The organism is Labedella endophytica (genome assembly GCF_003990045.1).
GTDB classification, from domain to species: Bacteria; Actinomycetota; Actinomycetes; order Actinomycetales; family Microbacteriaceae; genus Labedella; species Labedella endophytica.
The window spans coordinates 47220-74002 of sequence record NZ_RZGZ01000004.1 but is presented as its reverse complement, the minus strand read 5'-3'; the positions used below and the strand labels follow the sequence as shown (position 1 = coordinate 74002).

Below are 26783 nucleotides of genomic sequence, written 5' to 3'. Positions count from 1 at the left end.
AGTGAGCGGTATGAGTAAACAGATCGGTATACATCGCGTTCTCCTCACGGCCACGGCGGGCGCCGGCTTCATCTTGGCGTGGAGCTCCGGTTTCGTGATCCCCGCGATGATGCCGACGGAGGTGCACTGGATCACGCTCCTCGTCTGGCGCTTCGTCCCGCTCGCCGTGCTCCTCGTGGCCATCGCGATCGCCACGGGGCGGGCGCGCGGCGTCACCCGAAACGAGGTGCGCGGTCAGGCGCTCATCGGTCTCTTCGCCCAGACCGGGTACTGCGTGTTCGTCTACGCGGCGATCGGCTCGGGCGTCGCGGTCGGCACCACCGCTCTCGTCGACGCCATCCAGCCGCTCCTCGTCGCCACCCTGGTCGGGCCGCTCCTCGGGCTGCGGGTCCGTGGCGCCCAGTGGGCCGGGTTGATCGTCGGGGCGGGGGGCGTCGCCCTCGTCGTGAGCACGCACCTCGGATCGTCGACGGCCCCGCTCGCCGCCTACGGACTACCCGCTCTCGCGATGGCCTGCCTCGTGGCCGGCACGTTCCTGCAACGGCGATCCGAGAGCACGACCCCGGTCATCGTCGTCCTCACCATCCATGTGACTGTCACCGCGATCGTCTGCCTCGTCCTCGCCGTCGTGACGGGAACGCTCGTTCCCCCGACGACCGCGAGCTTCTGGTTGTCGGCGCTCCTTGCAGCCGTCTTCCCCACGCTGGCGGCCTACGGTCTCTACTGGTGGCTGCTGCGTCGCATCGGGATCACCGCGCTCAACGCGCTCCTGTTCCTCATCGCCCCGGCCACGGCGATCGCCGGCTGGGCGCTGCTCGGAGAGCCGATGACGGTCATCACCCTCGCCGGGTTCGCGCTCTGCGGGGCGGGGGTCGCCGCGGTTCTCGTGAGCGAGGCCCGGTCGGCGACACCGGATGCAGGACAAGGCGCCTCGTCACCCGAGGCGACCGTGAGCGCGGGCTGAACCGGATCGAGGTCAGCGGGTGACGGTCCGGGCGCCGACGCGGCGGGCGAGGGCTGCGCCCGCCTCCTCCAGGGACTCGACCGTGTCGTCGAAGGCCCGGTCACGACCGACCAGACCGACGAGGTCGACGGCGTCGAGGAACGCCGACGTGTCGGCATCGATGGAACCCGCGACGAGCAGGACACGGCCCGGTGCGAGGGACGCGACGTGCGCCGCGACCTTGCCGCCCGCCGTCTGGCCGTCGAAGCGGCCCTCTCCGGTGATGACGATGTCGGCGTCCGCCGCGGCCGCGTCCAGCCCGAGCTCCAGGGCCACGGCACGCGAACCCGCCTCCATCGAAGCCCCCCATTGCAGGAGCGCCCACCCTGTGCCACCGGCGGCGCCGGAACCGGGTGTCGCCGGGTCGACCGTGCCGAGTGCGGCGAAGCGCGCCAGGTTCTGCTCGAGCACGGGGATGTCGTCCGCGTCCGCACCCTTCTGCGGGCCGAAGACGGCGGCCGCGCCGGCCGGACCGAGGAGGGGATTCGAGACGTCGCTCAGGACGACGACCCCGCCGTCGGGAATCGGGCGGGCGTCCGTCAGGTCGAGGGCCGCGACCTCCGCGAGCCCGGCGTTCCCCGGACCGATCGCGTCGCCCTCGGCATCCACGATGCGGGCACCGAGGGCGGCGAGCATCCCGGCCCCTCCGTCCGTCGATGCACTGCTGCCGATGCCGACGAGGATGCGTCGCGCTCCCCCGTCGAGGGCGGCGGCGATCACCTCGCCGAGCGCGAACGTGCCCGCCTCGAACGGAGCGCCGGTGCTCCAGAGCTCGATACCGCAGGAGGAGGCCAGTTCGACGACGGCGGTGCCGTCGGGGAGCTCGAGCCAGGTGCTCGTCGCCGGTCCCTCAGGCCCCTCGACCTCGACATCGTGGCGTCGGGCGTCTGGCCAAGCCGTCGCGAAACCATCGACGGTGCCCTCGCCCCCGTCGGCCATGGGCACGAGCACGAGTTCGTCGTCCGGTCGGACCGAACGCCACCCGGAGGCCAGGGAGGAGGCGACGCGGTCGGCTGTCGCGGTGCCTTTGAAGGAATCGGGGGCGATGACGACACGCATGCACCCATCATGTCGGGACCTTCCGTCCGGGGGAACCTGGTTGCGCCGGTCGACACCGAGTTGTGACGCGGACCGCGGAGTGTCTGCCACAGTCGAGGGCGGACGTCGACCCCTTCATCGGCGGCGGGATCGCTCGCAGGATGGAACCATGACCTCTCCCGATCACGATGGACCCGATGCCGCGCACCTCCGACCCGAGGGGGTCGACGATGCCACGGTGACGGCACTCGGCAAGCTCTCCGAAGCGCTCGAGGTGGCCGAGCACGCGCGCGGGCTGTTGTACGGCTTCCATCGCCTGACGGGCATGGCCGACCTCACCCTCGGCGAGGCGGCGGACGCGTTCCGCGAGGCGGGTCACACCGACCTTGCCGACCGCATCGATCGCGAGCTCGTCGGCCGGAACGTGATCGAGGGCCGGTGGACCTTCCAGATCGTGGAGGACTACGACGACGGCTACTACGCCGCCTTCAAGGCGACGGAGCGCGACGCGCGCGAACAGCTCGCGAGCGGCAAGCGGCACCTCTTCGAGGCCGAGATGAAGGAGGACCGCCGCACGCACGGCCGTCGCCACCACGAGGCCGTCCCGGCCGACTCCCCCGACGAGTGAGCCTGCACGCGTAACCTGGCGAACCGGTTACGCGCCTTTCTTGCTGCCGGTCTTCTTCCGTGTGGACTCGACGCTGCGCTTGAGGGCCTCCATGAGGTCGATGACCTCGCCGTCGCCCTCCTCGTCCTCGGTCTTCCCGAAGGTGGCCTCGGTGTCGATCGTGTCGCCCTGCTCGATCTTCGCCTGGATGAGCGTGCGCAGCTGCTGCTGGTACTCGTCCGTGAACTTCGACGGTTCGAAGTCGGACTCGAAGCTCGACACGAGCTGCCCCGCCATGTCGAGCTCGCGCTTGGCGATCTTGACCTCGTCGTCGAGCGACGGGAACGCGGCCTCGCGCACCTCGTCGTCCCAGAGCAGGGTCTGAAGCACGAGCACGTCGTCGCGCACGCGGAGGGCGGCGAGGCGCGTCTTGCTCCGGAGCGCGAACTGCACGATCGCGGTACGTTCGGTGGACTCGAGCGTCCGCCGCAGGAGCACGTAGGACTTGATCGACTTCGAATCCGGCTCGAGGTAGTAGCTGCGATCGAGCATGATCGGATCGATCTGGTCCGTCGGCACGAACTCCACGACGTCGATCTCCTTGCTCCGCTCCTCCGGCAGGCTCCCGATGTCGTCCTTCGACAGGATCACGGTGTTCTCGCCGTCGTCGTAGGCCTTGTCGATGTGCTCGTACGCGACCTTCTTGCCGCAGATCTCGCAGTGCCGCTCGTACCGGATGCGGCCGCCGTCGGCGTCGTGCACCTGGTGGAGGGAGACGTCATGGTCCTCCGTGGCGGAATACAGCTTCACGGGCACGTTCACGAGACCGAACGTGATCGAGCCCTTCCAGATGGACCTCATGAACACAGTAAACACCGATGGGGGCCGAGAACCGAGGGCTTGACGGTATTGCGACCCGCAGGCCTATCGTGAGGCATGGCGTCGAGTGGAACTTCCGGGGCGGGTGGCCCGCAGCTCGTCGACATCGAGGGGCGGCGGCTTCGACTCACCAACCTCGACAAGGTGCTCTACCCGGAGACGGGGACGACGAAGGCCGACGTCATCCGGTATTACGCGGAGATCGCGCGGCACCTCCTCCCCTACGTCCGGGATCGGCCGGCCACCCGGAAGCGGTGGGTCCATGGCGTCGGGTCGGCGGACAACCCCGGCGAGGTCTTTTTCCAGAAGAACCTCGACGCATCGACGCCGGACTGGGTCGCGCGCGTGGACATCGAGCACAGCGACCACCACAACGCCTATCCGCTCGTGAACGATGCGGCGACCCTCGTGTGGTTCGCGCAGATCGCGAGCCTCGAGATCCACGTGCCCCAGTGGCGCGTGGACGCCCACGGGGGGCGTCGGAATCCGGACCGGCTCGTGCTCGACCTCGATCCAGGGCCGGGCACGGGATTGGAGGAGTGCGTCGCCGTGGCTTCGAGTGCGCGCGCCTTCCTGCAGGGCATGGGTCTCGACCCGATGCCCGTGACGAGCGGCAGCAAGGGCATCCATCTGTACGCGGCCCTCGACGGTGCCCAGAGCAGCGACGTCGTATCCGAGGTGGCTCACGAGCTCGCGCGGGTCCTCGAGGCGGACCACCCCGACCTCGTCGTGAGCGACATGAAGAAGTCCAAGCGCGCGGGCAAGGTCCTCGTCGACTGGAGCCAGAACAGCGGCGCGAAGACGACTATCGCTCCGTACTCGCTCCGGGGCCGGTCGCGGCCCACCGTCGCGGTGCCGCGCACGTGGGAGGAGCTCGGCGATCCCGATCTGCGTCAGCTCGACTACACCGAGGTCCTCGAGCGCATGGCCGACACCCTCGACCCGCTGCGAGCCATCCTAGGAGACGCGGACGCCGCCCCTGCGTCTCCGGATCGGCTCACGGTGTACCGGTCGAAGAGGGACGGTACGAAGACGCCGGAACCCGTGCCCGAGGAGAGTCCGGCGGCGGGGAACGACGACACCTTCGTCGTACAGGACCACCACGCGCGGCGGCACCACCACGACTTTCGGCTCGAGCGCGACGGGGTACTCGTGTCGTGGGCCGTGCCGAAGGGGGTGCCGGCGCTCGGCGAGCGGAACCGGCTCGCCGTGCAGACGGAGGACCACCCGCTCGACTACGCGAGCTTCGAGGGACGCATCCCGAAGGGCGAATACGGCGCCGGGACCGTCACGATCTGGGACGCCGGCACGTACGTGACGGAGAAGTGGCGGGACGACGAGATCATCGTCACCCTCACCGGTCGGACGGACGGCGGCCTCGGGGTGCGCGCGAAGCTCGCACTCATCCGGACCTCCGCGGGCGGCGACCCCAAGAACTGGCTCATGCACCGGATGGAACTCGAGGGCACGTACACGGCCCCGGTCGAGTCCGGGTCCGCGGCCGATTCCGGGTCCGATTCCGGGCCCGGAGAGCCGACGGCCACAGAACCGGAGACGGACGGACGGAAACCGGCCCGTGATCCGGCCGGGGATGCGGCGCCGAGCCGGCGTCGCGTCGGCGGGTCGACCCGCTCGTCCGGGCGTCTCCCTGCACCCATGCTCGCCACGCGCGGCACGAGCGACGACCTCACGGACGGCGCGTGGGCGTTCGAGATGAAGTGGGACGGCATCCGCTGCCTCGCGCGCGTGGACGGCGGGACGGTGTCCCTCGGATCGCGGAACGGCCAGGACCTCACGTCCGCGTTCCCCGACGTCGCGACCGCGCTCGCCGGAGCGTTCCCGTCCGATGTCGTGCTCGACGCGGAGATCGTGGCGCTCGAGCAGGGGCGGCCCTCGTTCTCGCTCCTGCAGAACCGGCTCGGACTCACGAAGGAGGCCGACGTCGCGCGAGCGGTCGCTCGCATCCCCGCGACGGTCATGGTGTTCGACGTGATCGAGCGGGACGGTGAGGATCTGTCGAAGCAGCCGTACACGGAGAGGCGAGAGGCGCTCGACGTGCTCGTCGCGTCCCGGACAGGAACGGCGGGCGGAACGGCGGTGGTGCAGATCCCGCCGGCGTTCGAGGGTGACGCGGACGACGCAGTGTCCACGTCGAAGCGACTCGGACTGGAGGGTGTCGTCGCGAAGCGCATCGACTCCCCGTACCGGGCGGGCCGCCGCTCGCGCGATTGGATCAAGCTCGTGCACGAGCGCACGCAGGAGGTCGTCATCGTGGGCTGGCGCCCGGGGAACAACGCGCTCGCGGCGTCGCTCGGGTCCCTCCTCGTCGCCGTACCGGGCGACGATGGCGAGCTCGTCTACGCGGGCCGCGTGGGGACGGGATTCACCGATTCCGCCCGGCGACGGCTCCGCGCGGACCTCGATGGTCGGTCGCGGAAAACACCACCGGTCGACGTGCCGCGCCCCGACGCCAACGACGCGGAGTGGGCGCGCGCGGACCTCGTCGGCGAAGTGACCTTCGCGGAGTGGACGCCGAGCGGGCGCCTCCGCCACCCCGTCTGGCGCGGCCTCCGCCCCGACAAGTCTCCCTCCGACGTCACCCGCGACGACGGTCCCTGAGCGCGTCACGACCCGTGGTCTTCCGGGGCACGCTTCGACAGGCTCAGCGAGCGGGTGGTGAGACGTCCGTGTTCGTCAGGTTTCGTCCCCCGAGAGTGCCGAAGGGTGGTGACCATCCTCGATCGAGAGAGACAACGCTAGCCTGGCGGGATGCGGGCTGGGGAGGCGGACATCGACGGGGTCGTCGCGCGATTGCGGGCGGCGGGCTGCGTCTTCGCCGAGGATGAGGCGCGATTGCTCGTCGAGGCCGCGGGGTCCGGGGTGGATCTCGACCGTCTCGTGGAGCGCCGGGTCGGCGGCTCTCCACTCGAGCAGATCCTCGGGTGGGCCGAGTTCCGCGGGCTCCGGCTCTCGGTCGAACCCGGCGTCTTCGTTCCGCGGCGGCGCTCCGGTCTGCTCGTCGATCTCGCACTCGGTGCCGTGCGTCCCGGGTCCGTGGTCCTCGATCTCTGCTGCGGCGTCGGCGCGCTCGCCGCCGCCATCGAAGGGGAAGTCGACCACGGGGTCGACGTTTTCGCGGCGGACATCGACCCCGCGGCGGTGCGCTGCGCTCGCCGGAACGTCTCTCGAGACGAGCGCGTGTTCGAGGGCGACCTCTTCGGGGCGCTGCCGGTTCATCTCCGGGGCCGCATCGACGTGATCGCCGTGAACGCGCCCTACGTGCCGACGGACGAGATCCGTCACATGCCACCCGAGGCGCGCGACTTCGAGGCGCGCGTGGCCCTCGACGGGGGCGGCGACGGCCTCGACATGCATCGTCGTGTGGCCGCGGAGGTCGTCGACTGGCTCACGCCGGGCGGGCTCCTCTTCATCGAGACGAGCTCTGTTCAGGCGGAACGCACGCGCGCCCTGTTCGCGGATAGCGGCTTCGACGCTCGGATCCAGACGGACGACCACCTCGACGCCACGGCGGTCGCCGCGCGCGCCCCGGCCCACCGCTCCTGACACCGACCGCTACCGATTCAGCCGACCGCTACACGATTCGTGCAGCGGTCGGCTGAATCGCCGGTGCGTCAGCGGCGGGCGGCGTACTGCTCGCGTACGACGGCCACGGGGCGCGGGGCGAGTTCCGCGACCGTCGATACGGTCCAGTCGGGCGCCGTGCCGAGCGCGACCCACGCGGCCTGGCGGGCGGCGCCGTCGGCGACGTACTCTCCCGGCTCCGGCACCACGATCGGCACGTCGAAGATCGTCGAGGCGATCTCCCGCACCGCCGGGTTGAGCGCCGCACCACCGATGAGGAGCACACGCGTCGCATCCACACCGAGAGCGCGGTGCGCGTCGAGGCCGTCGGCGAGACCGCACAGCATGCCCTCGATCGCCGCCCGGGCGAGACCGGCACGCGTGAAGCTCACGCGCGTCATGCCGAAGAGCGTCGCCGTGGCGTCGGGGAGGTCGGGGGTGCGCTCACCATCGAAGTAGGGCTGCAGCACGAGACCGCCGGACCCCGGCTCGGCGCCGAGCGCGAGCCGTGCGAGTTCGTCGAAGTCCACTCCCAGCACGCTCGCGACCGTGTCGACCACACGCGCCGCGTTGAGCGTCGCGGAGAGCGGCAGGAAACGACCGGCCGCGTCCGCGAACCCCGCGACGGTGCCGCTCGGGTCGGTGACGGGGGTGTCCGAGACGGAGAAGACGGTGCCGGAGGTGCCGATCGAGACGACGACGTCGCCCGGTCCGGCCGAGAGACCGAGGGCCGCACCGGCGTTGTCGCCGGCCCCGGACCCGACGAGCGCTCCGGCGGGCGTTCGGCCGGCGGACTCGTCCGGCCCGAGGACGCGCGGGAGGATGGCGTCGTGACCGAGGGCCGCCGCGAGGAGTTCGCGGTCGTACTCCCCGGTGAACGGCGACCAGTAGCCGGTACCGGACGCGTCGGACCGATCGGTCGCGAGCTCCTCGAGCACGGGGCCGAGCTCGCTCTCATCCGCGGGGCCGTAGCCGCGGAGGCGCCAGCTGAGCCAGTCGTGGGGAAGGGCCACGGCGGCGACGCGCGCGGCGTTCTCCGGCTCGGCGTCGCGGAGCCAGCGGAGCTTCGTGATCGTGAACGACGCGACGGGGACGAGGCCCGTGCGTTCCGCGAGCTGCTCGGCACCGAACTCGGCGATGAGGTCGCGGGCGGCTCCGGCGCTCCGGGTGTCGTTCCAGAGAAGGGCGTCACGGACGACACGCCCCTCGGCGTCGAGCGCCACCATGCCGTGCTGCTGACCGCCGACCGCCACAGCGGCGACGTCGTCGAGACCACCGGCCGAGGCGATGGCCTCACCGAGCGCCGACCACCACGCGGACGGCGCGACCTCGGTGCCGTCGGGGTGGGACGCCCGCCCCGAGCGCACGAGCGCCCCGGTCTCGGCGTCGCGCACGACGACCTTGCAGCTCTGTGTGCTCGAGTCGATCCCGGCTACCAGCATGATGTTGTCCTTCCGTGGACGCGCTACAGATCCTGCTCGACGCGCTGCAGAAATCGGTGAGCGCTGCAGTGATCTCTGCAGCGCTCACCAGAATCTGTAGCGCGACGGGGTGTGGCCCGCCCGCAACAGGCGGGCCACACGTGGGTGGCGACTAACCGCGGGCGCCCATGAGGTGCTCGACGGCCAGCTGCTGCAGGCGAACGAAGCCGAAGCCCTTGCCGTGGAAGTACTCAGCGGCGTCGAAGTCCTCGTAGGCGGAGCGGTCGGCGAGGAGGGCGTCGTAGGTCTCGCCCTCACCGAGCGTGGGCGTCGACAGCTCGGCGACGCGGGCGGCCTCGAGAGCGGCCTGCACCTCGGGGTCGGCGCGGAAGGCCTGGGCGCGCTCCTTGAGGAGCAGGTACATGCGCATGTTGGCCGCGGCCGACTCCCACACGCCGTTGTCGTCCTCGGTGCGGCTCGGCTTGTAGTCGAAGTGGCGGGGGCCGTCGTAGGCCGGTCCGCCGTGCACTCCGCCGTGCTCGAGCAGGTCGACGAGCGAGAACGCGTTCTGCAGGTCGCCGTGACCGAAGACGAGGTCCTGGTCGTACTTGATGCCGCGCTGACCGTTGAGGTCGATGTGGAAGAGCTTGCCCTGGTAGAGCGCCTGGGCGATGCCGGCCGTGAAGTTGAGTCCGGCCATCTGCTCGTGGCCGACCTCGGGGTTCACACCCACGAGCTCGGGACGCTCGAGCGTCTCGATGAACGCGATCGCGTGGCCGAGTGTCGGGAGCAGGATGTCGCCGCGGGGCTCGTTGGGCTTCGGCTCGATCGCGAAGCGGATGTCGTAGCCCTTGTCGGTGACGTAGTCGCCGAGCAGGTTGACGGCCTCGCGGTAGCGCTCGAGGGCGGCCTGGATGTCCTTGGCCGCGTCGTACTCGGCGCCCTCGCGGCCGCCCCACATGACGAACGTCTTCGCGCCGAGCTCGGCGGCGAGGTCGATGTTGCGGAGGACCTTGCGGAGGGCGAAGCGACGCACGGCGCGGTCGTTGGACGTGAAACCGCCGTCCTTGAAGACGGGGGCCGAGAAGAGGTTGGTCGTGACCATCGGCACGACGATGCCGGTGTCGGACAGCGCGCCCTTGAGGCGGTCGATCTGCGTCTGACGCTCGGCGTCGGTCGAGCCGAACGCGAAGAGGTCGTCGTCGTGGAACGTGAGGCCGTAGGCGCCGAGCTCAGCGAGCTTCTCGACACCGCGGACGACGTCGAGGGGTTCGCGCGTGGGGCCGCCGAAGGGGTCGGCTCCGTTGTAGCCGATGGTCCAGAGACCGAAGGAGAAACGGTCGGCGGGCGTGGGGGTGAGGGACATGGTGCTTTCCGTTCTCAACGACGTCGGTGATAAGTATCGGCTCACAACATATCCCGAGTGACTCGGAGTGTCAAAGGAAACCGGCGATCGGTCCCGCGGGGTGAGCTCGGCCCGATCCCAGATCACGCCCCGGTATCGATCCGAAACGAAACGTTCACACAGGCGGCGGAATGGGTGTATATGTTGACGCAAGCAACTTACGCAGGATGCGCACCCTGAGCCATCGCGTCGTTGCCCGATCACATTTCAGAGAGGAAATGCACCGATGTCCGTAACGAAGAAGTTGCTCGGCCTGACCCTGGCCGGAGGACTCATCATGGGGCTCGCCGCATGCGACGCCCCGGCCGACACCCCCGCAGGCGAGGCCGCAGGAGGCGACATCGAGAGCGTCGGCATCTCGATGCCCACGCGTGAACTCGAGCGCTGGATCAACGACGGCGAGCAGTTGAAGGCCAACCTCGACGACGCCGGCTACACCACCGATCTCCAGTACGCGGAGAACGACACCGACACCCAGATCAGCCAGATCCAGAACCAGATCGCATCCGGCGCCGACGTCCTCGTCATCGCCGCGATCGACGGATCCGTCCTCTCGCCCGTCCTCCAGGACGCGGCCGACGAGGGCATCACGGTCATCGCCTACGACCGCCTCATCAACGGCACCCCGAACGTCGACTACTACGCCACGTTCGACAACTACCTCGTCGGACAGCTCCAGGGCCAGTACATCGTCGAGCAGCTCGACCTCGACAACCAGGAGGGCCCGTTCAACCTCGAGCCCTTCGCCGGCAGCCCGGACGACAACAACGCGAAGTTCTTCTTCTCGGGTGCGTGGGACGTGCTGAAGCCGTACATCGACGAGGGCAAGCTCGTCGTGAAGTCGGGCAACGAGCCCACCTCCAACGACGACTGGGCGTCCGTCGGCATCCAGGGCTGGGAGAGCGCCGGAGCTCAGGACGAGATGGAGAACCGTCTCGCCTCGTTCTACACCGACGACAAGGTCGACGTCGTCCTGTCCCCGAACGACAGCCTCGCCCAGGGCATCTCCGAGGCGCTCGTGTCCAACGGATACACGCCCGGCAGCGACTGGCCGATCCTCACCGGACAGGACGCCGACAAGGCCAGTGTCATCAACATCCTCGCGGACAAGCAGTCCATGACCGTGTGGAAGGACACCCGCAAGCTCGGCGAGCAGGTCTTCACCATGATCGAGTCCCTCAAGGCCGGCGACGAGCCCGAGGTGAACGACGAGGAGACCTACGACAACGGCGAGAAGGTCGTGCCGTCGTACCTCCTGCAGCCGGAGGTCGTCGTGAAGGACGACGTCCAGACGAAGCTCATCGACTCGGGCTTCCTCACCGCAGGCGACGTCGGACTCTGATCCATCGAGTGGACCGGGGTGGCGTGCGCGCCACCCCGGTCCGGTCGACCCCGGAAACGAAAGGCACTTCGGATGACGTCAGCGGACGACTCCACCATCCTCACGATGCGTGACATCGTGAAGGAGTTCAACGGGATCCCGGCCCTCTCCGGGGTGAGCGTCGACTTGAAGCGCGGCGAGGTGCACGGCATCTGCGGCGAGAACGGCGCCGGCAAGTCCACGCTCATGAAGGTGCTGAGCGGGGTCTACCCCTACGGCAGCTTCACTGGAACCATCGAGTTCGACGGGCACGAGGCGCGCTACCGCTCCATCAACGACAGCGAGCGCGACGGCATCGTGATCATCCACCAGGAGCTCGCGCTCAGCCCCTACCTGTCGATCGCGGAGAACATCTTCCTCGGCAACGAGCTGCAGTCCCGCGGCGTCATCGACTGGGACCGCACCAACAAGGAGGCGGCGATCCTGCTCGCGCGCGTCGGTCTCAACGAGAACCCGGCGACGCGCATCCAGGACATCGGCGTGGGTAAGCAGCAGCTCGTCGAGATCGCGAAGGCCCTCGCGAAGGAGGTCAAGCTCCTCATCCTCGACGAGCCGACGGCCGCCCTCAACGACGAGGACTCCGCGCACCTGCTCGACCTCATCAACAACCTGCGCGATCAGGGCATCACGAGCATCATCATCAGCCACAAGCTCAAGGAGATCCGGCGGATCGCCGACCGCGTCACGGTGATCCGCGACGGCAGCACCATCGAGACGATCGACATGTCGGAGCCCACGGCGAACGAGGGTCGCATCATCAAGGCGATGGTCGGCCGAGAGCTCAGCAGCATGTTCCCGCCCCGCACCCCCGACATCGGCGAGGAGAAGTTCCGGGTGGAGCACTGGACGGTGCATCACCCGATGGACTCGTCCCGCCTCGTGTCGGACGACGTGAGCTTCTCGGTACGCGCCGGTGAGATCGTCGGCTTCGCCGGGCTCATGGGTGCCGGCCGCACGGAGCTCGCGATGAGCATCTTCGGCCGCAGCTATGGCACCGGGATCTCCGGCACCGTCTTCAAGGACGGCAAGAAGATCTCCACACGCACGATCGACGAGGCCATCCGCAACGGAATCGCGTACACGACCGAGGATCGCAAGCGGTACGGGCTCAACCTCATCGGCGACATCCGCGTCAACATCTCCGCGGCCGCCGTCGGTCGCCTCGCGAAGTGGGGCATCGTCAACGGTCTGCGCGAGTACCAGGTGGCCGAGAGCTACCGCACCTCGATGAACATCAAGACGGGGTCCGTCGCGACGCTCACCGGTCGCCTCTCCGGAGGCAACCAGCAGAAGGTCGTGCTCAGCAAGTGGCTGCACACGCACCCCGACGTCCTCATCCTCGACGAGCCCACCCGCGGCATCGACGTGGGGGCGAAGTACGAGATCTACGGGCTCATCAACGAGCTCGCGGCGCAAGGCAAGGCCGTGATCGTGATCTCCTCCGAACTGCCCGAACTCCTCGGGCTGTCCGACCGGATCTACGCGATCTCCGAGGGCCGGATCACCGGCGAGGTGTCCAGGGCGGACGCCGATCAGGAGACGCTCATGCACTACATGACCGCAGGAAAGGACGACGACCGATGAGCACCATCTCGGCGCAGAAGCCCGGTTCCGACGGGCGCCGACTGCGCCTCAACGTGGACCTCCGACAGTTCGGGATCCTGGGGGCGCTCGCGATCATCGTGATCCTCTTCCAGGTGCTCACGGGCGGCAAGCTCCTCCTCCCCGCCAACATCAACAACCTCATCCAGCAGAACGCATACGTGCTGATCCTCGCGGTCGGCATGGTCATCGTGATCATCGCCGGCCACATCGACCTGTCGGTCGGGTCGGTCGTCGCCCTCGTGGGAGCCGTCACGGCGATCGCGATGGTGCAGTGGGAGCTGCCCTGGTGGGGTGCGGTGGTCGTCGGCCTCGCCGTCGGAGCTCTGGTGGGCGTCTGGCAGGGGTTCTGGATCGCCTTCGTCGGGATACCGGCGTTCATCGTGACGCTCGCCGGCATGCTGCTGTTCCGCGGGCTCACGCTCGTGCTCCTCACCGGCGGCACGATCAACGCCCTCCCGGCGGGTTTCGTGGCCATCGGCAAGGGGACGCTGCCGCAGTCGTTCGGCACGATGCTCGGCGGGCATGACGTCGTCACCCTGATCGCGGCGATCGTGGTCGTCATCGCGTTCGCGCTCTCGCAATTCCGATCGCGGCGCAAGCAGCTCGCGCTCGACCTCCCGGTCGAACCGGGGATGCTCCTCGTCGCGAAGATCGTCGTGACGACCGTGGCCGTGCTGTTCTTCGCCTGGTTGCTCTCGGCGCACCGCGGGCTGCCGATCATCCTCATCATCCTCGCGGCGCTCATCCTGCTCTACACGTTCGTGCTCAAGCGCACGGTCTTCGGCCGGCACGTGTACGCGATGGGCGGCAACCTCTTCGCGGCGCAGATGAGCGGTGTGAAGACGCGCTGGGTGAACTTCTTCATCTTCGTGAACATGGGTGTGCTCGCGGCGCTCGCCGGAATCGTGACCGCGGCCCGAGCGGGCGGGGCGGTCGCCTCGGCCGGTAACTCCTACGAGCTCGACGCCATCGCCGCCGCATTCATCGGCGGCGCAGCGGTCACGGGCGGAGTGGGCACGGTGATCGGCGCCGTGATCGGTGCGATGATCATGGGTGTCCTCAACATGGGACTGTCGATCCTCTCGGTGGACTCGGCGTGGCAGCAGGTCATCAAGGGGCTAGTCCTCCTCCTGGCCGTCGCGTTCGATGTGGTCAGCAAGCGGAGAGGACCACGGATGTAGCGGGAGTCACGCCCCGCGGCGTCCCGGTACGTGCAAGGAGAACCCCGATGTCCACTTCCCCCCGTGACGAGAACCAGCGGGCGACAGGGCCGGAGCGGGGATCGTCGGTGAACCTCTCGACGATCCTGCGGCGCGTACACCGCTCCGGCCCCGCGTCCCGGGCCGAACTCACGCGCGAGACGGGGCTCAACCGCTCGACGATCTCCGGCCTCGTCGCGGAACTCGTCGACCGCGGCCTCGTCGTGGAGGTCGAGCCGCGGTCGACGAAGCAGGTGGGGCGGCCGAGCCCCGTCGTGCAGGCGTCGCCCGACGTCGTCGCGATCGCGATCGTGCCCGAGATCGACGCCATCACGATGGCGCTCGTCACGTTCGACCGGCAGGTGCTCGCGCGGCGGCGGTTCGAGACGGAGACGATCCCGACGGTCGCCCGGGCCGTCGAGGTGTCGCGGAGCCTGCTCGAGGAGCTGCGCCATGAGCTCACACCCGGGCACCGCATCGCCGGGATCGGTGTCGCGGTGCCGGGTCTCGTGCGCGCCGCCGACGGATGCGTACGCTGGGCGCCGCACCTCGATTGGCACGACGAGCCGCTCGGTTCGCTCCTCGAGGAAGCGACGGGGTTCCCCGTGCTCGCGGCGAACGACGCCAACCTCGGTGCGCGTGCCGAGAACCTCTTCGGGGCGGCGGTCGACGCGACCCACATGCTCTACATGAACGGTGGCCCCAGCGGTATCGGTGGCGGCATCATCGTGAACGGCGAGCTCGTGAACGGTGCAGAGGGCTACGCGGGCGAGTTCGGCCACAACCGCGTCGCGGCGCCTCCGGACGCCTCGGCCACGGAGGGCGAGCTCGAGGAGAGCGTCAACCAGCAGCGGCTCCTCGGCGTGCTCGGTCTCCGCAGTGCGAGCCTCGACGAGCTCGAGGCGGCCCTCGTCGCCGACGAGCGCCCCGAGGTGCGCGCGGAGGTGCACCGGCAGCTCGGCATCCTGAGCGTCGGCGTGCGCAACATGATCAACATCCTGAACCCGGAGAAGGTCGTGCTCGGCGGGTTCCTCGGCGTCCTGTTCGACTTCGAGTCCGACTACTTCCTCGACCTGCTCGCGTCGAACACCCTGCAGCCGCCGTGGCAGAGTGTCACGGTCGTGCGTGCCGAACTCGGCAGCGATCTCCTTCTCATCGGGGCGGCCGAACTCGTCTTCGACGGAATCGTCGCCCGCGCCGAGCTCTGACACGGTTCGTCTCATGTCCGAACGTCGTCGGCACCCGTCGACAGGCTCAGGGAACGACGGGGGTTACTCGAAGCGGGACGAGAGGATGACGGTTCGTGTGGCGTCATGGAGGAACACCACGCTCCAGTAGCCGTCGGGCGAGAACAGCGCATCGAGCTCGTCCGAGCGGAGGAACGGTCCGTCGGGGAGCTCGCCCTCGATGCCCGCGTCGACGGCTGGAGAATCGGTGGTGTCCTGGGCGTCGGTCTCCGACTGGAGCGCCGCATAGTCGGCTTCGTCGAGGGTGACGATGGCGTCGATCCAATAGGTGCTCGGCCCGGGCACCCGGTCGTCGCCGAGCGTGCCCGACATCCAGGTCGCGGCGGTCGCGGTGTCGAGGCGGATGAAGCGATCCGTGAGCGGCTCGAGGTCGTGCCGTACCTCACCCGTTCCGCTCCGTGCCGCCGAGGCGGTCGGTTCGGGATCGGCGGCGGGCGTCGTGCACGCCGTCAGGAGACATGCCACGATCGCCGCAACGACGGGGAGAATCCGTGCTCGATCTCGTCGAACTCCCACCGCAGCCATCCTCTCGGCCGGGCCGCGACACGGCGCGTCGACTCCCTGCCATCGTGCCAGTCCGCGCCTCGGTGTGCCACGCACTGGTCCCGGCCGTGTTCATAACGTTTATGTTGCCGTGAGCCACATATGTGTTGCGCTCGACGGACGCGTCACGTAACGTGGCCGTCATCGATCGTCGAAGCGTTTCAACGATCGGTTCCCGAACCCACCAGGTGCCAGACAACGGAGTCGCCATGACCACCATCCACGACGTCGCTCGTGCCGCCGGTGTGTCCATCAGCACGGTCTCCTACGCCCTGAGCGGCAAGCGCTCGATCGCCGAGACCACGCGCCGCCGGGTCACCGACGCGGCCAGCCGACTCGGCTACCAGCCCCACGCCGGCGCCCGGATGATGGCGGGGACGCGCACCCAGATCTTCGCCGTCACGGCCCCGCTGCGCCACGACACCTACGCCCCGGCGCACATGGCCTTCGTGCTCGCCGTGGCGACGGCCGCGCGCCGCCACGACTACGACATCCTGCTCCTCACGGAGGACGAGGCGACGAAGGGCCTCTCCCGCGTCGCCTCGAGCCGCCTCGTCGACGGCGTCATCGTGCTCGACGTCTCCGCCCACGACGAGCGGGTGGATCTCGTCCGCTCGCTCGGCCTGCCGACCGTGCTCGTGGGAATCCCCGACGACACGACGGACCTCGCGTGCGTCGACCTCGACTTCGAGGCCGCCGTCCGCCTGGCCGTCGACCGGCTCACAGCGCTGGGGCATCGCCGCATCGCGCACATCGGCCACCCTCAGGAGATCTACGACCGCGGCTCGAACTTCCCCCTCCGCGTGCGGACCGAGTTCGGTTCGTACACGGGTGGCCTCGGTCTCGAGGCCGTCTTCGTCACCTCCGAGACGGACGGCGCCTCGGTCCGTGCCACGGTGAAGGCGCTCCTCGACGCCGACGAACCGCCCACAGCCCTCCTCCTGCACGCGCAGGAGTCGGTGCAGGCGGGCGTCCTCGGGTATCTGGCGGAGCGTGGCATCAGCGTCCCGAGGGACCTCTCGGTCATCTCCGTCGGATCCACGTTCGACACGAGCCGGTTCGAGCCGGCGCTCGACGTCATCCCGCTCGTCGCGACGGCCACGTGCGACGTCGCGGTCGATCTCCTCATCGACTCCCTTCCATTCCCTCCGACCCCCCGCGTGCAGTACGTCGCGCCGGAGTATCGATCGTTCGACTCGGTCGCTCCGCCCCCCTGACCACCCGACCATCCCGACCAGAGACCGGAAACGGCTTCGACGGTTCTTCTAAACCGTCGAAACGCTTCGACTCACCCACGGCGCGCGGTGCGCCCACTCCACCGCATTTTCTCCAGAGAGGTAGGAAAATGAAGCACAGCAAGAAGATCACGGGGGCCGCGCTGCTCGCAGCCAGCGCCCTCGTCCTGTCCGGCTGCTCCGGCAGCGGCGGCGACGCGGCGGACGACAACGTCCTCACGTTGTGGCACTTCGAGAGCGAGACCAGCGCGATGGGAATCGCGTGGGACGAAGCCATCAAGGTCTTCGAGGAGGAGACGGGCGCGACGGTCGAGTTCGAGGCCAAGGCCTTCGAGCAGATCCGCTCGACCGCGAGCCAGGTGCTCAACTCCGACGAGGCCCCCGACATCCTCGAGTACAACAAGGGCAACGCCACGGCCGGCCTCCTCGCCAGCCAGGGCCTGCTCGCCCCCCTCGACGACGCCTATGACGAGTACGGTTGGGCCGACAAGCTCGCACCGTCGCTGCAGACCACGGCGCAGTACGACGAGAGCGGCATCATGGGTTCGGGAAGCTTCTACGGCGTCCCGAACTACGGTGAGTTCGTCGAGGTGTACTACAACGTCGACATGTTCACCGAGGCCGGCCTCGAGATCCCCACCACGATGGCCGAGTTCGAGACCGTCATGCAGGCGTTCGCCGACGAGGGCGTCACGCCGCTCGCCGAGTCCGCGGCCGAATACCCCCTCGGCCAGCTCTGGTACCAGCTCGCGCTGTCCCAGGCCGACCGCGACTGGGTGGACAGCTACCAGCTGTACACCGACACGGTCGACTTCGAGGGACCGGAGATCAGCTACGCCACCGAGACCGTGAAGGACTGGACGGACAAGGGCTACATCAGCGCCGACTCCACCGGCCTCAAGGCCGAGGACGCCGGAACGTCGTTCATCAACGGCACCTACCCGATCTTCTTCTCGGGCAGCTGGTGGCACAACCGCTTCACCACGGAGGTCACCGACTTCGAGTTCGGGACGTTCCTCTTCCCCGAGTCCGAGATGGCTCCCGGCTCGGCCGGCAACATGTGGGTCATCCCTGAGCGCGCGGCGAACAAGGAGCTCGCCGAGCAGTTCATCGACATCACGATGCGCCCCGAGATCCAGGCCCTCATCGGCAACAACGGCGGCGTGCCCGTCGCGGCGGACCCCGCCGACATCACGGACGAGAAGAGCGCGGAACTCATCGCGAACTTCAACACCCTGACCGAGCGCGACGGCCTCGCGTTCTACCCGGACTGGCCCACGGCGACGTTCTACGACGAGCTCAACGCCGGTCTGCAGGAGCTGCTCAACGGCACCCTCTCCCCGGCCGAGGTGCAGCAGCAGCTCGGTGAGAACTACCAGAGCGGCGTCGACGACATCGTCGGCTGACCCCTCTGAGACGAAGCGGTGGGCCGTGGACGCGATCCACGGCCCACCGCACCAGGAGAAGACGAAGGAAACGACATGACCACCCAGACCCCGGCGCCCCCCGTGCGCCGACCCGGCTCCGCGAGCCTGATCCCGGGAACGCGCAGTCGCACGTTCTGGGTCTACCTCATCCCGGGACTCGCCCTCCTGACCCTCGTGATCATCGTTCCGCTGCTCTGGAACGTGTACCTCACCTTCACCTCGTACCGCGGCATCCGCCCGCCGGAGTGGATCGGCCTCGAGAACTGGGAGAAGCTCGCCGGCGACGGCACCTTCTGGACCTCGTTCGCCAACTCGATCGCGATGATCCTCGCGATGGTCGTCGTCCCGACGCTCCTCGGCCTCCTCCTCGCCGCTCTCCTCTTCGACCTCATCGGTCGCAAGTTCGGCGGGAAGCTCGCGAGCTTCTTCCGCGCCACCTTCTACCTGCCGCAGATCCTGCCCGCCGTCATCGCGGCGATCGTGATCGGCTGGATCCTGCGCCCGCAGGACGGCGCCCTCAACACGATCCTCGAGTCCGTCGGTCTCGGCGGCCTCGCCCACAACTGGCTCGGGAGCCCGGACACCGCGCTCATCAGCCTCATGGTGATCCTCGTGTGGGTGCAGATCGGCTACCCGGTGGTCATCTTCATGGCGGCCCTCCAGCGCGTCGACCCCGAGCTCTACGAAGCGGCGGAGCTCGACGGAGCGAACTGGTTCCAGCGCTTCCAGGCGATCACCGTCTCGATCATCCGCCCCGAGATCTTCGTGGTGGTCCTGACGGGAACGATCGCCGCCCTCAAGGTCTTCGGACCCGTCTACACGCTGACGCGCGGCGGCCCCGGCGACTCCACGATCGTGCCCGCCTACTACGCGTACAGCGAGTTCTTCCAGTCGCAGCAGGTGGGCTACGGCGCCACGATCGCCACGGCCCTCACCATCGTCATCGCGATCGTCTCGGTGATCTTCATCGCCGCGCAGCGTCGCCTCGAGAAGCAGGAGGAGGAGCGATGAGCGCCCCGACCCTCGACACCACCGCCGTCGTCACGGGCGCAGAGCCCGGGAGCCGGGCCGCACGCCGGCCCGTGCGCAACCGCCGACCGGGTGCCAAGAAGAAGGCGGCCGACTGGGTGGCCCTCGGCTTCGCGATCCTCGTCGGGCTGCTCATCGCGGCCCCGATCCTGCTCATCCTCATCAACTCGTTCAAGTCGCCGTCCGACTACGCGTCGAACGGGCCGCTCTCGATCCCGCAGGCGATCTACACCGACGGCATCGTGGCGTTCTGGGACCGCGTCGACTTCCCGGTGAAGCTGTGGAACAGCATCTTCATCAGCGGTGTCGTCGCGATCGGTGCCGTCGCCATCTCGGTGCTCAACGCCTTCGCGCTCGGTATCGGTCGCGTGAAGGGCCGCACCTGGATCGTCGTCCTCATCCTGCTCGCGAACATGCTGCCGCAGGAGGTGCTCCTCTACCCGCTCTACTTCATGTTCAAGGAGGTGGGCCTCTACGACAACACGTGGAGCGTCATCATCATCTTCATCGTGATCCAGAGCGCGTTCGGCACCTACCTCCTCGCGTCGGTCTACGGCACCTTCCCGAAGGAGGTGCTCGAGGCGGCCGCCCTCGACGGCGCCGGCAAGTGGCGCATCCTCACGAGCGTGGTGTTCCCGATCTCGCGACCGACGCTGAGCGTGCTGCTCATCTTCTTCTTCATCTGGACGTGGAACGAGTTCCTCATCCCCCTGACGTTCCTCGTCTCGAACGCGAACCAGACCGTGCCGGTGGCGATCGCGTCGCTGCAGGGCGACCGCCTCATGGACGTGACGACGACGAGCGCGTCGGCGCTCCTCGGCCTCATCCCCACCCTCGTGTTCTTCCTCATCTTCCAACGCACCCTCACCCGGGGCATCACCGCAGGAGCAGTCAAGTAGTCATGAAGTTCACCGATGGATTCTGGCACGCACGACCCGGGGTCGACGCCCTCTACGCCCAGGAGGCGTACGACGTCGAGGCGCGGGGCGACCACCTCGTCGTCACCGCACCGACCAAGGTCATCGAGCGCCGCGGAGACACCCTCAACCGCTCCCTGCTCACCGTCACGCTTTCGAGCCCGCTCGAGGGGGTCGTCCGCGTGCGCGTCGAGCACCACGTGGGTGTCGACGCCGACCCGGGCTTCGAGCTCGTGGGCGCGGAGGACGGCGCGGGAACCGCATCGCTCGACGACGGCCACGGCGTGCTCACGACGGGCGGCCTCACGGCCCGCGTCGCTCCCGGGGCGCCGTGGGCGCTGAGCTTCACCTCCGGCGACCGGGTGCTCACCTCGCTCGGTCACAAGTCGCTCGGAATGATGACCCTCGGGTCCGAGGCGCCCGTCACGGCCGAACCGGCCGGCATCACCGGCGTGACCTCGACGGGACTCGCGGAGGCGGAGCGCTACATCCACGCGCAGCTGTCGCTCGGTGTCGGCGAGCTCGTCTACGGCCTCGGCGAGCGGTTCGGGCCGTTCATCAAGAACGGCCAGACCGTCGACATCTGGAACGCCGACGGCGGTACGTCGAGCGAGCAGTCATACAAGAACATCCCGTTCTACCTCACCAACCGCGGCTACGGCGTGCTCGTCAACCACCGCGGTCACGTCTCCTTCGAGGTGGGTACGGAATCGGTCGAGCGCGTCCAGTTCTCCGCCGCCGGCGAGGCCCTCGAGTTCCTCGTCTTCGACGGCCCCACGCCCGAGCGCGTGCTCGAGCGGTACACGGCCCTCACCGGCCGCCCCGCGAAGGTACCAGCGTGGTCGTACGGCCTGTGGCTCTCCACGAGCTTCACGACCGACTACGACGAGGAGACGGTCAATCGTTTCGTCGACGGCATGGCGGAGCGTGACATCCCCCTGAGCGTCTTCCATTTCGACTGCTTCTGGATGCGCGAGTTCAACTGGACCGACTTCGAGTGGGACTCCCGTACGTTCCCCGACCCCGAGGGCATGCTCTCGCGCCTGCACGACAAGAAGCTGCACATCAGCGCGTGGATCAACCCGTACATCGCGCAGCGCTCCTCCCTCTTCGCCGAGGCAGCCGAGGCGGGGTACCTCGTGCACCGCGCCGACGGCACGATCTGGCAGTGGGACATGTGGCAGGGCGGCATGGGGCTCGTCGACTTCACGAACCCCGACGCGACGGCCTGGTTCCAGGGCAAGATCCGCACGCTCGTGGGCCAGGGGGTCGATGCGATCAAGACGGACTTCGGCGAGCGGATCCCCACGGACGTCGTGTGGTTCGACGGTTCGGCATCCGAGGGCATGCACAACTGGTACACGCAGCTGTACAACCGTGCGGTCTTCGACGCGCTCGAGGACACACTGGGTGAGGGGGAGGCCGTGCTCTTCGCCCGGTCGGCCACGGCCGGCGGGCAGCAGATGCCCGTGCACTGGGGCGGGGACAACTCGTCGTCGTTCGAATCCATGGCGGAGACGCTGCGTGGAGGCCTGTCGCTCGCGATGAGCGGCTTCGGCTACTGGAGCCACGACATCGGCGGCTTCGAGGGCAAGCCCGATCCGGCCGTCTTCAAGCGCTGGGTCGTCTTCGGATTGATGTCGAGCCACACGCGACTGCACGGGTCGACGAGCTACCGCGTGCCGTGGGCGTTCGACCCCGAGCTCGCCGCCGGTGAGACCGAGGACGAGCAGAGCGCCGTCGCGGTGACGCGGAAGTTCGTGAAGCTCAAGCTGTCGCTCATCCCATACCTCACGGCGACCGGACTCGAGGCGCACGAGCGCGGTGTCCCGTTCATGCGCCCGATGCAGCTCGTGTTCGCGGGCGACCCGGCCGTCGACCACCTCGACCGCCAGTACATGATCGGCGACAGCCTGCTCGTGGCCCCGGTCTTCTCCGCGGCCGGCGAGGTCACGTACTACCTGCCGGCCGGCACGTGGACGAACTACCTCACGGGTGAGGTCGCCGACGGTGGCGCGTGGCGCACCGAGACGCATGCCTTCGACAGCGTGCCCCTGTGGGTGCGCGAGGGCAGTGTGCTCGTGACCGGTTCGGTCGACGACCGTCCCGACTACGACGTGCTCGACTCCCCGCTCGTGACGGTCTTCCCGGGCACCCGGGTGTCTGAGGCGCGCGTGGTGTCGCCCGACGGCGCCACGGCGACCTTCACGGTCGATCGCGCGGACGACGGTTCGGTCACGATCACGAGCTCCTCGGACCGCCCGTTCCGAGCCCGCCTCGGCCTCGCCGGCGACATCGTCGACGGCGCGGGCACCCTCACCCTCCACCCGTAACCCCCCGCTCCTACCCCCGACCCCGCCACATGCGGCGTTTGAGCGTGATCGCACCGCTATACCGGCGCAATCACGCTCAAACGCCTCATCTGGGAGGGGGGGAGGGGGAGAGTGGAGGTGGGGCGGGTCAGTGCTCGACGGGGAGGTCGGCGGCCATCCAGGCCGACGTGCCGCCGAGGACGTTGACGGTGTCGAAGCCGCGGGTGTCGAGGAAGGTGGCCGCGCGCTCCGATCGCATGCCGTGCTGGCAGACGACGTAGACCGGCTTGTCGGCGTCGATCGCGTCGAGGTTGTCCGGCACCGTCTGCAGCGGGATGTTGACCGCACCCGGGATGTGTCCGCCGGTGAACTCGTCGGGCTCGCGCACGTCGATGACGGTGACGCCCTCGAGGTCGTGCAACTGGGAAACCGTGATCTCTTCTATGGGAGTGCCTTTCGGATCCGGACGGGGTGGGTGCGTCCAGGCTAGGCGAAGTATCGTGACGGCATGGACATTCGTGTCGCCGCGTACGGCGTGATCATCGAGGGCGCGCAGATCCTGCTGGCCCACTGGAACGAGCACGGCCGCAGCGGCTGGACGTTGCCGGGTGGGGGCATCGACCCGGGCGAGGATCCCGCTGCCGCGGCCGTTCGCGAGATCCGCGAGGAGACGGGCTTCGACGCGGAGATCGACGGCATCCTCGGCGTCGACAGCTTCGTCATCCCGGCCGACCGCCGCTTGAGCGACGATGCCTCGGGGCCGCTGCACGCGATCCGCATCGTCTACCGGGCCCACGTCACGGGCGGGACGCTTACGTACGAGCAGAACGGCTCGACGGACTACGCCGACTGGATCGCGCTCGAGCAGGTGCCGTCGCTCGACCGGGTGTCCCTCGTCGACGTCGGACTCGCCTACCTGTAACCCGGCAATCCGCCGAACGTCGGGTCGACCGGCGCGGCGCTTCGCCTACGCACCTCCGCGAGGTGGCCGAAACGGTACTGGCGAGAGGCCGGTGCGCGCGCGAGTCCGACTCGGTGGCCTGGATTCAGAGGGCGGCGAGGGCGCTGCATCCGATTCCGGCCGTGCGGCGGTCACTCGGTTCCGAGCGCGCTCGGATCGCGCGGCGTCGGGCACGCCGAAGCGTCTGGCGCCCACATCCGGGCCGAGGCGTCGGGGGTGTGCGCCACGGGGAGCGGTGCGCATGGCGGGCACCGCGTCCGGACATGCGGACAGGCTCGGGCACCCGTGGGTGCCCGAGCCTGTCGTCAGGAGTCGGCGATCCTGTTACGCGTTGGGGAGGATCGGCTCGTCGTCGGCGACCCAGAGCTCGTCGTCGGCGCGGAACGTCTGCCAGGCGGCGTACGCGACACCGGCAGCGGCGAGCACGCCGAGTCCGATCGCGATGACCGTTCCGGCACCCGGGCCGGACTTCTTCGGTGCGTACTTCTCGAGGTGCAGTCGCTTGACGGCGGCCTGGACACGCTTGTCCTTCGCAACGTCACCGATCGAGAGGACGGAGCCCACCACACCGCCGAGGGCGGGCACGACCTTGCTGTCGACGCCCTTCTTGACGGCACCGGCGGCGCCGCGACCCACGGACACGCCGCGGTCGACGACCGGAGCGAGCGTGTCGGAGTACGCACCACGCGCGGCCGGGACGACCGTCTCGCGACCGAAGTTACCGATCTGACGGCTCGCGTCCCTCGCGACGACGTTCGCGTGGTTCAGCAGCTCCTGCTGAGCACCCCACAACTTGTTCGCCTCGCGCTTCAGCTTCTTCAGTTCCTTCTTACGCTTACGTGACAGACCCACGGCCGACCTCCTAGAGGTTTTCGTTGAACACGGTCCCCCTATCTTGCCACCTCGCAGACCGCGAGCACTAAGGGTTGCCCCAGCGTGCTATGGAACAATAAGCACATGTCATTGCACACAGCCGTCGCCACCATCCACACCAACTACGGCGACCTCTCCGTCGCCCTCTACGGCGACCACGCTCCCCAGACCGTCGCCAACTTCGTCGGACTCGCCACCGGCACCAAGGAGTGGACGCACCCGCAGACGGGCGCCACCTCCACCGAACCGCTCTACAACGGCGTTCCGTTCCACCGCATCATCCCCGGCTTCATGATCCAGGGCGGAGACCCGCTCGGTCAGGGCATCGGGGGCCCCGGCTACCAGTTCGACGACGAGATCCACCCGGAGCTCACGTTCACCGAGCCCTACATCCTCGCCATGGCGAACGCCGGCAAGGTCGCGGGCCGCGGCACCAACGGGTCGCAGTTCTTCATCACGGTCGCTCCGACCACGTGGTTGCAGGGCAAGCACACCATCTTCGGTGCCGTCATCGACGACGAGGGCAAGAAGCTCGTCGACAAGCTCGCCGCCGTGCCCACCGATGCACGTGACCGTCCTCTCGACGAGGTCGTCATCCAGAGCATCACCGTCGAGCAGGTCTGACACCCCCGTCGATGAGCAGCGTCCCACCCGGGTCCTCGAGCAACGTCTGTTACCGACACCCCGATAGGCAGAGCTTCGTGCTGTGCCAGCGGTGCGGACGCACCATCTGCGGCGAATGCCAGACGCAGGGTGCCGTCGGCGTCATCTGCCCTGAATGCATGAAGGAGCAGCGCGCGACGGCGCCCCGCACGCGGCGTCGGATCCTGTCACGATCGGGCGACCGCCCGGTCGTGACACTCGGGATCATCGCCGCCACGGCACTCGTCTTCGTGCTCCAGCTCGTGACGGGCGGCTGGCTCACCCAGCAGCTGTGGTTCGCCGGCGCGTACATCATCCCCGACTACGCGGTCGTGAACGGCTTCCAGCCGTGGCGCATGCTCACGACGATGCTCGTGCACTCCACCGGATTCATCTTCCACGTGGCACTCAACATGTACACGTTGTGGATCTTCGGTCAGGCGCTCGAGTCCATGCTCGGGCGCGGTCGGTTCCTCGCGCTCTATCTGATCGCCGGCTTCGGCGGATCCCTCGGAGTGCTCGCGCTCTCGGATCCGCTCTCCCCGGTCGTCGGTGCGTCGGGAGCGATCTTCGGCCTCATGGGCGCGTTCATCGTGATCCAGCGCCGCCTCGGCGGCAACATGACGGGACTGCTCGTCCTCGTCGGAATCAACCTCGTGATCGGGTTCATCCCGGGTATCAACGTGGCGTGGCAGGCGCACCTCGGCGGTCTCGTGGTGGGCGCGGTCGCCGGCCTGATCTTCGTGAACACCCGCCAGATCCGCCGCCAGGGCCTCCAGACGGCCCTCCTCATCGGCCTCGCCGCCGCCCTGATCGCGCTCACCGCCCTGGTCGCGTTCATCCCCTGACCCCCGCGAGGGCGCTACTGCGGCCCGAGGGCGCCACATCTACGTGGCGCCCTCGGCGCGTATCTGGCGCCCTCGACGTTCGCTGAGGTGGCCACCGGCGGCGGCGCGCACGTGCCACCCTCCCGCCCCGGCATACTTATCCACAGGTTGTGCACAGTGGGGATAATTACACCGGTGTAACTCTCCCTCGACGAAGGCTCTGCGCGACCGATCGCATGGACCGTCGGGGCGGGCCGATTCCACCGGTGGAGGAGTGGCGCGATGAGCGACGAGGACACCGACGGAACCGCGGACGGCCATGCCGACGGACCGCTCCAGACCCCGGACGGGCGCTACATCGTGGTGCGCGGCCGCCTCTGGAGACGGACGGATCCGTCGCTGCCGGAGGAGCGACGGACGGAACTCGTGCAGGAACTGATGAGCGCTCGCCGAGCGAAGCGCGACGGCAAGGCGACCGACGACGCGGCCGCGATCGAGGCGGCCCGTGCGCGCGTCGACACAGCGAAGACGGCCCTCGGCGAACGCGGGCCCGTGTGGTGGGACGACGACGCCCCCGACGAGACGCGGCGGATGGCGCGCAACACGCGCTACGCGGAGTGGTTCGCGACGATCGACGACGACTGATCGCC

At 68.7% G+C, this 26783-nt stretch carries 24 protein-coding genes; 17 read left to right on the top strand and 7 right to left on the bottom strand.

Features of this window, described 5'->3' with window-relative positions; translation table 11 throughout:
- The first annotated feature begins 10 nt into the window (after window positions 1-10).
- Window positions 11-964, top strand: a complete 954-nt coding sequence (locus tag ELQ94_RS13650) for a DMT family transporter (RefSeq protein WP_127050926.1) — start codon at window positions 11-13, stop codon at window positions 962-964.
- A 12-nt stretch (window positions 965-976) separates the two neighbouring features.
- Here ELQ94_RS13650 and ELQ94_RS13645 read toward each other — a convergent pair whose 3' ends face one another.
- Window positions 977-2062 carry a glycerate kinase gene (locus ELQ94_RS13645; protein WP_127050925.1) on the bottom strand — a complete coding sequence of 362 codons (1086 nt, stop codon included), beginning with the start codon at window positions 2060-2062 and terminating at the stop codon, window positions 977-979.
- Window positions 2063-2210: 148 nt separating this feature from the next.
- On the opposite strand from ELQ94_RS13645, the gene ELQ94_RS13640 reads away from it, so the two are divergent.
- Window positions 2211-2669, top strand: a complete 459-nt coding sequence (locus ELQ94_RS13640; RefSeq protein ID WP_127050924.1) for a hypothetical protein — start codon at window positions 2211-2213, stop codon at window positions 2667-2669.
- A gap of 27 nt (window positions 2670-2696) precedes the next feature.
- Here ELQ94_RS13640 and ku read toward each other — a convergent pair whose 3' ends face one another.
- On the bottom strand, window positions 2697-3509 hold the full coding sequence (gene ku / locus ELQ94_RS13635) for a non-homologous end joining protein Ku (protein ID WP_127050923.1): 813 nt from the start codon (window positions 3507-3509) through the stop codon (window positions 2697-2699).
- A 75-nt stretch (window positions 3510-3584) separates the two neighbouring features.
- Between ku and ELQ94_RS13630 the strand changes: the two genes are divergently transcribed.
- Both ELQ94_RS13630 and ELQ94_RS13625 read left to right on the top strand, forming a co-directional pair.
- Window positions 3585-6146: an ATP-dependent DNA ligase gene (locus ELQ94_RS13630; RefSeq protein WP_127050922.1), complete on the top strand. Its 2562-nt coding sequence runs from the start codon at window positions 3585-3587 to the stop codon at window positions 6144-6146.
- 150 nt (window positions 6147-6296) lie between these two features.
- The gene (locus ELQ94_RS13625) at window positions 6297-7091 is read left to right on the top strand and encodes a putative protein N(5)-glutamine methyltransferase (protein WP_127050921.1); all 795 of its coding nucleotides are present in this window, start codon (window positions 6297-6299) and stop codon (window positions 7089-7091) included.
- Window positions 7092-7159: 68 nt separating this feature from the next.
- Here ELQ94_RS13625 and xylB read toward each other — a convergent pair whose 3' ends face one another.
- Entirely contained in the window at window positions 7160-8551 is a 1392-nt protein-coding gene (gene xylB / locus ELQ94_RS13620; protein ID WP_127050920.1) for a xylulokinase, read from the bottom strand.
- Window positions 8552-8702: 151 nt separating this feature from the next.
- Entirely contained in the window at window positions 8703-9896 is a 1194-nt protein-coding gene (xylA, locus tag ELQ94_RS13615; RefSeq protein ID WP_127050919.1) for a xylose isomerase, read from the bottom strand.
- Between the two features lie 265 nt (window positions 9897-10161).
- Between xylA and chvE the strand changes: the two genes are divergently transcribed.
- The 4 genes from chvE to ELQ94_RS13595 all read left to right on the top strand — a co-directional run bounded on the left by chvE (window position 10162) and on the right by ELQ94_RS13595 (window position 15328).
- Complete coding sequence (gene chvE, locus ELQ94_RS13610) at window positions 10162-11277, top strand: multiple monosaccharide ABC transporter substrate-binding protein (RefSeq protein WP_127050918.1); 1116 nt, start codon at window positions 10162-10164, stop codon at window positions 11275-11277.
- A 72-nt stretch (window positions 11278-11349) separates the two neighbouring features.
- Window positions 11350-12900 carry a multiple monosaccharide ABC transporter ATP-binding protein gene (gene mmsA / locus ELQ94_RS13605; RefSeq protein WP_127050917.1) on the top strand — a complete coding sequence of 517 codons (1551 nt, stop codon included), beginning with the start codon at window positions 11350-11352 and terminating at the stop codon, window positions 12898-12900.
- Window positions 12897-14102 (top strand): multiple monosaccharide ABC transporter permease, encoded by a 1206-nt coding sequence (gene mmsB / locus ELQ94_RS13600; RefSeq protein WP_127050916.1) that lies wholly within the window; start codon window positions 12897-12899, stop codon window positions 14100-14102. The genes mmsA and mmsB overlap by 4 nt, the downstream gene beginning before the upstream one ends.
- A 47-nt stretch (window positions 14103-14149) precedes the next feature.
- Window positions 14150-15328 carry an ROK family transcriptional regulator gene (locus ELQ94_RS13595; protein ID WP_127050915.1) on the top strand — a complete coding sequence of 393 codons (1179 nt, stop codon included), beginning with the start codon at window positions 14150-14152 and terminating at the stop codon, window positions 15326-15328.
- A 63-nt stretch (window positions 15329-15391) separates the two neighbouring features.
- On the opposite strand, the gene ELQ94_RS13590 is transcribed toward ELQ94_RS13595, so the two are convergent.
- The gene (locus ELQ94_RS13590) at window positions 15392-15883 is read right to left on the bottom strand and encodes a hypothetical protein (protein WP_127050914.1); all 492 of its coding nucleotides are present in this window, start codon (window positions 15881-15883) and stop codon (window positions 15392-15394) included.
- Between the two features lie 236 nt (window positions 15884-16119).
- Here ELQ94_RS13590 and ELQ94_RS13585 point away from each other — a divergent pair, with 236 nt between their 5' ends.
- The 5 genes from ELQ94_RS13585 (at window position 16120) to yicI (ending at window position 22851) form a co-directional block, all read left to right on the top strand.
- Complete coding sequence (locus ELQ94_RS13585) at window positions 16120-17127, top strand: LacI family DNA-binding transcriptional regulator (RefSeq protein WP_127050913.1); 1008 nt, start codon at window positions 16120-16122, stop codon at window positions 17125-17127.
- Window positions 17128-17255: 128 nt separating this feature from the next.
- The gene (locus ELQ94_RS13580) at window positions 17256-18551 is read left to right on the top strand and encodes an ABC transporter substrate-binding protein (protein WP_127050912.1); all 1296 of its coding nucleotides are present in this window, start codon (window positions 17256-17258) and stop codon (window positions 18549-18551) included.
- Between the two features lie 75 nt (window positions 18552-18626).
- A complete protein-coding gene (locus ELQ94_RS13575; protein ID WP_127050911.1) occupies window positions 18627-19583 on the top strand; it encodes a carbohydrate ABC transporter permease in 957 nt (318 codons plus the stop codon).
- Window positions 19580-20500, top strand: a complete 921-nt coding sequence (locus ELQ94_RS13570) for a carbohydrate ABC transporter permease (RefSeq protein WP_127050910.1) — start codon at window positions 19580-19582, stop codon at window positions 20498-20500. Before ELQ94_RS13575 ends, ELQ94_RS13570 begins: the two co-directional genes overlap by 4 nt.
- Window positions 20501-20502: 2 nt before the next feature.
- Entirely contained in the window at window positions 20503-22851 is a 2349-nt protein-coding gene (yicI, locus tag ELQ94_RS13565) for an alpha-xylosidase (RefSeq protein WP_127050909.1), read from the top strand.
- A gap of 127 nt (window positions 22852-22978) precedes the next feature.
- Here the strand turns inward: yicI and ELQ94_RS13560 are convergent, their stop codons facing one another.
- A complete protein-coding gene (locus ELQ94_RS13560; protein WP_243697034.1) occupies window positions 22979-23251 on the bottom strand; it encodes a rhodanese-like domain-containing protein in 273 nt (90 codons plus the stop codon).
- Between the two features lie 87 nt (window positions 23252-23338).
- Between ELQ94_RS13560 and ELQ94_RS13555 the strand changes: the two genes are divergently transcribed.
- Window positions 23339-23752, top strand: a complete 414-nt coding sequence (locus ELQ94_RS13555; protein ID WP_127050908.1) for an NUDIX hydrolase — start codon at window positions 23339-23341, stop codon at window positions 23750-23752.
- Between the two features lie 363 nt (window positions 23753-24115).
- On the opposite strand, the gene ELQ94_RS13550 is transcribed toward ELQ94_RS13555, so the two are convergent.
- Window positions 24116-24643, bottom strand: coding sequence for a DNA helicase (locus ELQ94_RS13550; RefSeq protein WP_127050907.1), 528 nt, complete (start codon window positions 24641-24643; stop codon window positions 24116-24118).
- 105 nt (window positions 24644-24748) lie between these two features.
- Between ELQ94_RS13550 and ELQ94_RS13545 the strand changes: the two genes are divergently transcribed.
- The 3 genes from ELQ94_RS13545 (at window position 24749) to ELQ94_RS13535 (ending at window position 26778) form a co-directional block, all read left to right on the top strand.
- Entirely contained in the window at window positions 24749-25288 is a 540-nt protein-coding gene (locus tag ELQ94_RS13545) for a peptidylprolyl isomerase (protein ID WP_127050906.1), read from the top strand.
- 158 nt (window positions 25289-25446) lie between these two features.
- A complete protein-coding gene (locus tag ELQ94_RS13540; RefSeq protein ID WP_341807739.1) occupies window positions 25447-26154 on the top strand; it encodes a rhomboid family intramembrane serine protease in 708 nt (235 codons plus the stop codon).
- Window positions 26155-26415: 261 nt separating this feature from the next.
- A complete protein-coding gene (locus ELQ94_RS13535; RefSeq protein ID WP_127050904.1) occupies window positions 26416-26778 on the top strand; it encodes a hypothetical protein in 363 nt (120 codons plus the stop codon).
- Window positions 26779-26783 lie beyond the last annotated feature (5 nt).

Excerpts from the sequence above, each read along its gene's own strand:
- ELQ94_RS13650 (WP_127050926.1), top strand. The coding sequence starts at position 11 with ATGAGTAAACAGATCGGTATACATCGCGTTCTCCTCACGGCCACGGCG.
- ELQ94_RS13645 (WP_127050925.1), bottom strand. The coding sequence starts at position 2,062 with ATGCGTGTCGTCATCGCCCCCGATTCCTTCAAAGGCACCGCGACAGCC.
- ELQ94_RS13640 (WP_127050924.1), top strand. The coding sequence starts at position 2,211 with ATGACCTCTCCCGATCACGATGGACCCGATGCCGCGCACCTCCGACCC.
- ku (WP_127050923.1), bottom strand. The coding sequence starts at position 3,509 with ATGAGGTCCATCTGGAAGGGCTCGATCACGTTCGGTCTCGTGAACGTG.
- ELQ94_RS13630 (WP_127050922.1), top strand. The coding sequence starts at position 3,585 with ATGGCGTCGAGTGGAACTTCCGGGGCGGGTGGCCCGCAGCTCGTCGAC.
- ELQ94_RS13625 (WP_127050921.1), top strand. The coding sequence starts at position 6,297 with ATGCGGGCTGGGGAGGCGGACATCGACGGGGTCGTCGCGCGATTGCGG.
- xylB (WP_127050920.1), bottom strand. The coding sequence starts at position 8,551 with ATGCTGGTAGCCGGGATCGACTCGAGCACACAGAGCTGCAAGGTCGTC.
- xylA (WP_127050919.1), bottom strand. The coding sequence starts at position 9,896 with ATGTCCCTCACCCCCACGCCCGCCGACCGTTTCTCCTTCGGTCTCTGG.
- chvE (WP_127050918.1), top strand. The coding sequence starts at position 10,162 with ATGTCCGTAACGAAGAAGTTGCTCGGCCTGACCCTGGCCGGAGGACTC.
- mmsA (WP_127050917.1), top strand. The coding sequence starts at position 11,350 with ATGACGTCAGCGGACGACTCCACCATCCTCACGATGCGTGACATCGTG.
- mmsB (WP_127050916.1), top strand. The coding sequence starts at position 12,897 with ATGAGCACCATCTCGGCGCAGAAGCCCGGTTCCGACGGGCGCCGACTG.
- ELQ94_RS13595 (WP_127050915.1), top strand. The coding sequence starts at position 14,150 with ATGTCCACTTCCCCCCGTGACGAGAACCAGCGGGCGACAGGGCCGGAG.
- ELQ94_RS13585 (WP_127050913.1), top strand. The coding sequence starts at position 16,120 with ATGACCACCATCCACGACGTCGCTCGTGCCGCCGGTGTGTCCATCAGC.
- ELQ94_RS13580 (WP_127050912.1), top strand. The coding sequence starts at position 17,256 with ATGAAGCACAGCAAGAAGATCACGGGGGCCGCGCTGCTCGCAGCCAGC.
- ELQ94_RS13575 (WP_127050911.1), top strand. The coding sequence starts at position 18,627 with ATGACCACCCAGACCCCGGCGCCCCCCGTGCGCCGACCCGGCTCCGCG.
- ELQ94_RS13570 (WP_127050910.1), top strand. The coding sequence starts at position 19,580 with ATGAGCGCCCCGACCCTCGACACCACCGCCGTCGTCACGGGCGCAGAG.
- yicI (WP_127050909.1), top strand. The coding sequence starts at position 20,503 with ATGAAGTTCACCGATGGATTCTGGCACGCACGACCCGGGGTCGACGCC.
- ELQ94_RS13555 (WP_127050908.1), top strand. The coding sequence starts at position 23,339 with ATGGACATTCGTGTCGCCGCGTACGGCGTGATCATCGAGGGCGCGCAG.
- ELQ94_RS13545 (WP_127050906.1), top strand. The coding sequence starts at position 24,749 with ATGTCATTGCACACAGCCGTCGCCACCATCCACACCAACTACGGCGAC.
- ELQ94_RS13540 (WP_341807739.1), top strand. The coding sequence starts at position 25,447 with ATGAAGGAGCAGCGCGCGACGGCGCCCCGCACGCGGCGTCGGATCCTG.
- ELQ94_RS13535 (WP_127050904.1), top strand. The coding sequence starts at position 26,416 with ATGAGCGACGAGGACACCGACGGAACCGCGGACGGCCATGCCGACGGA.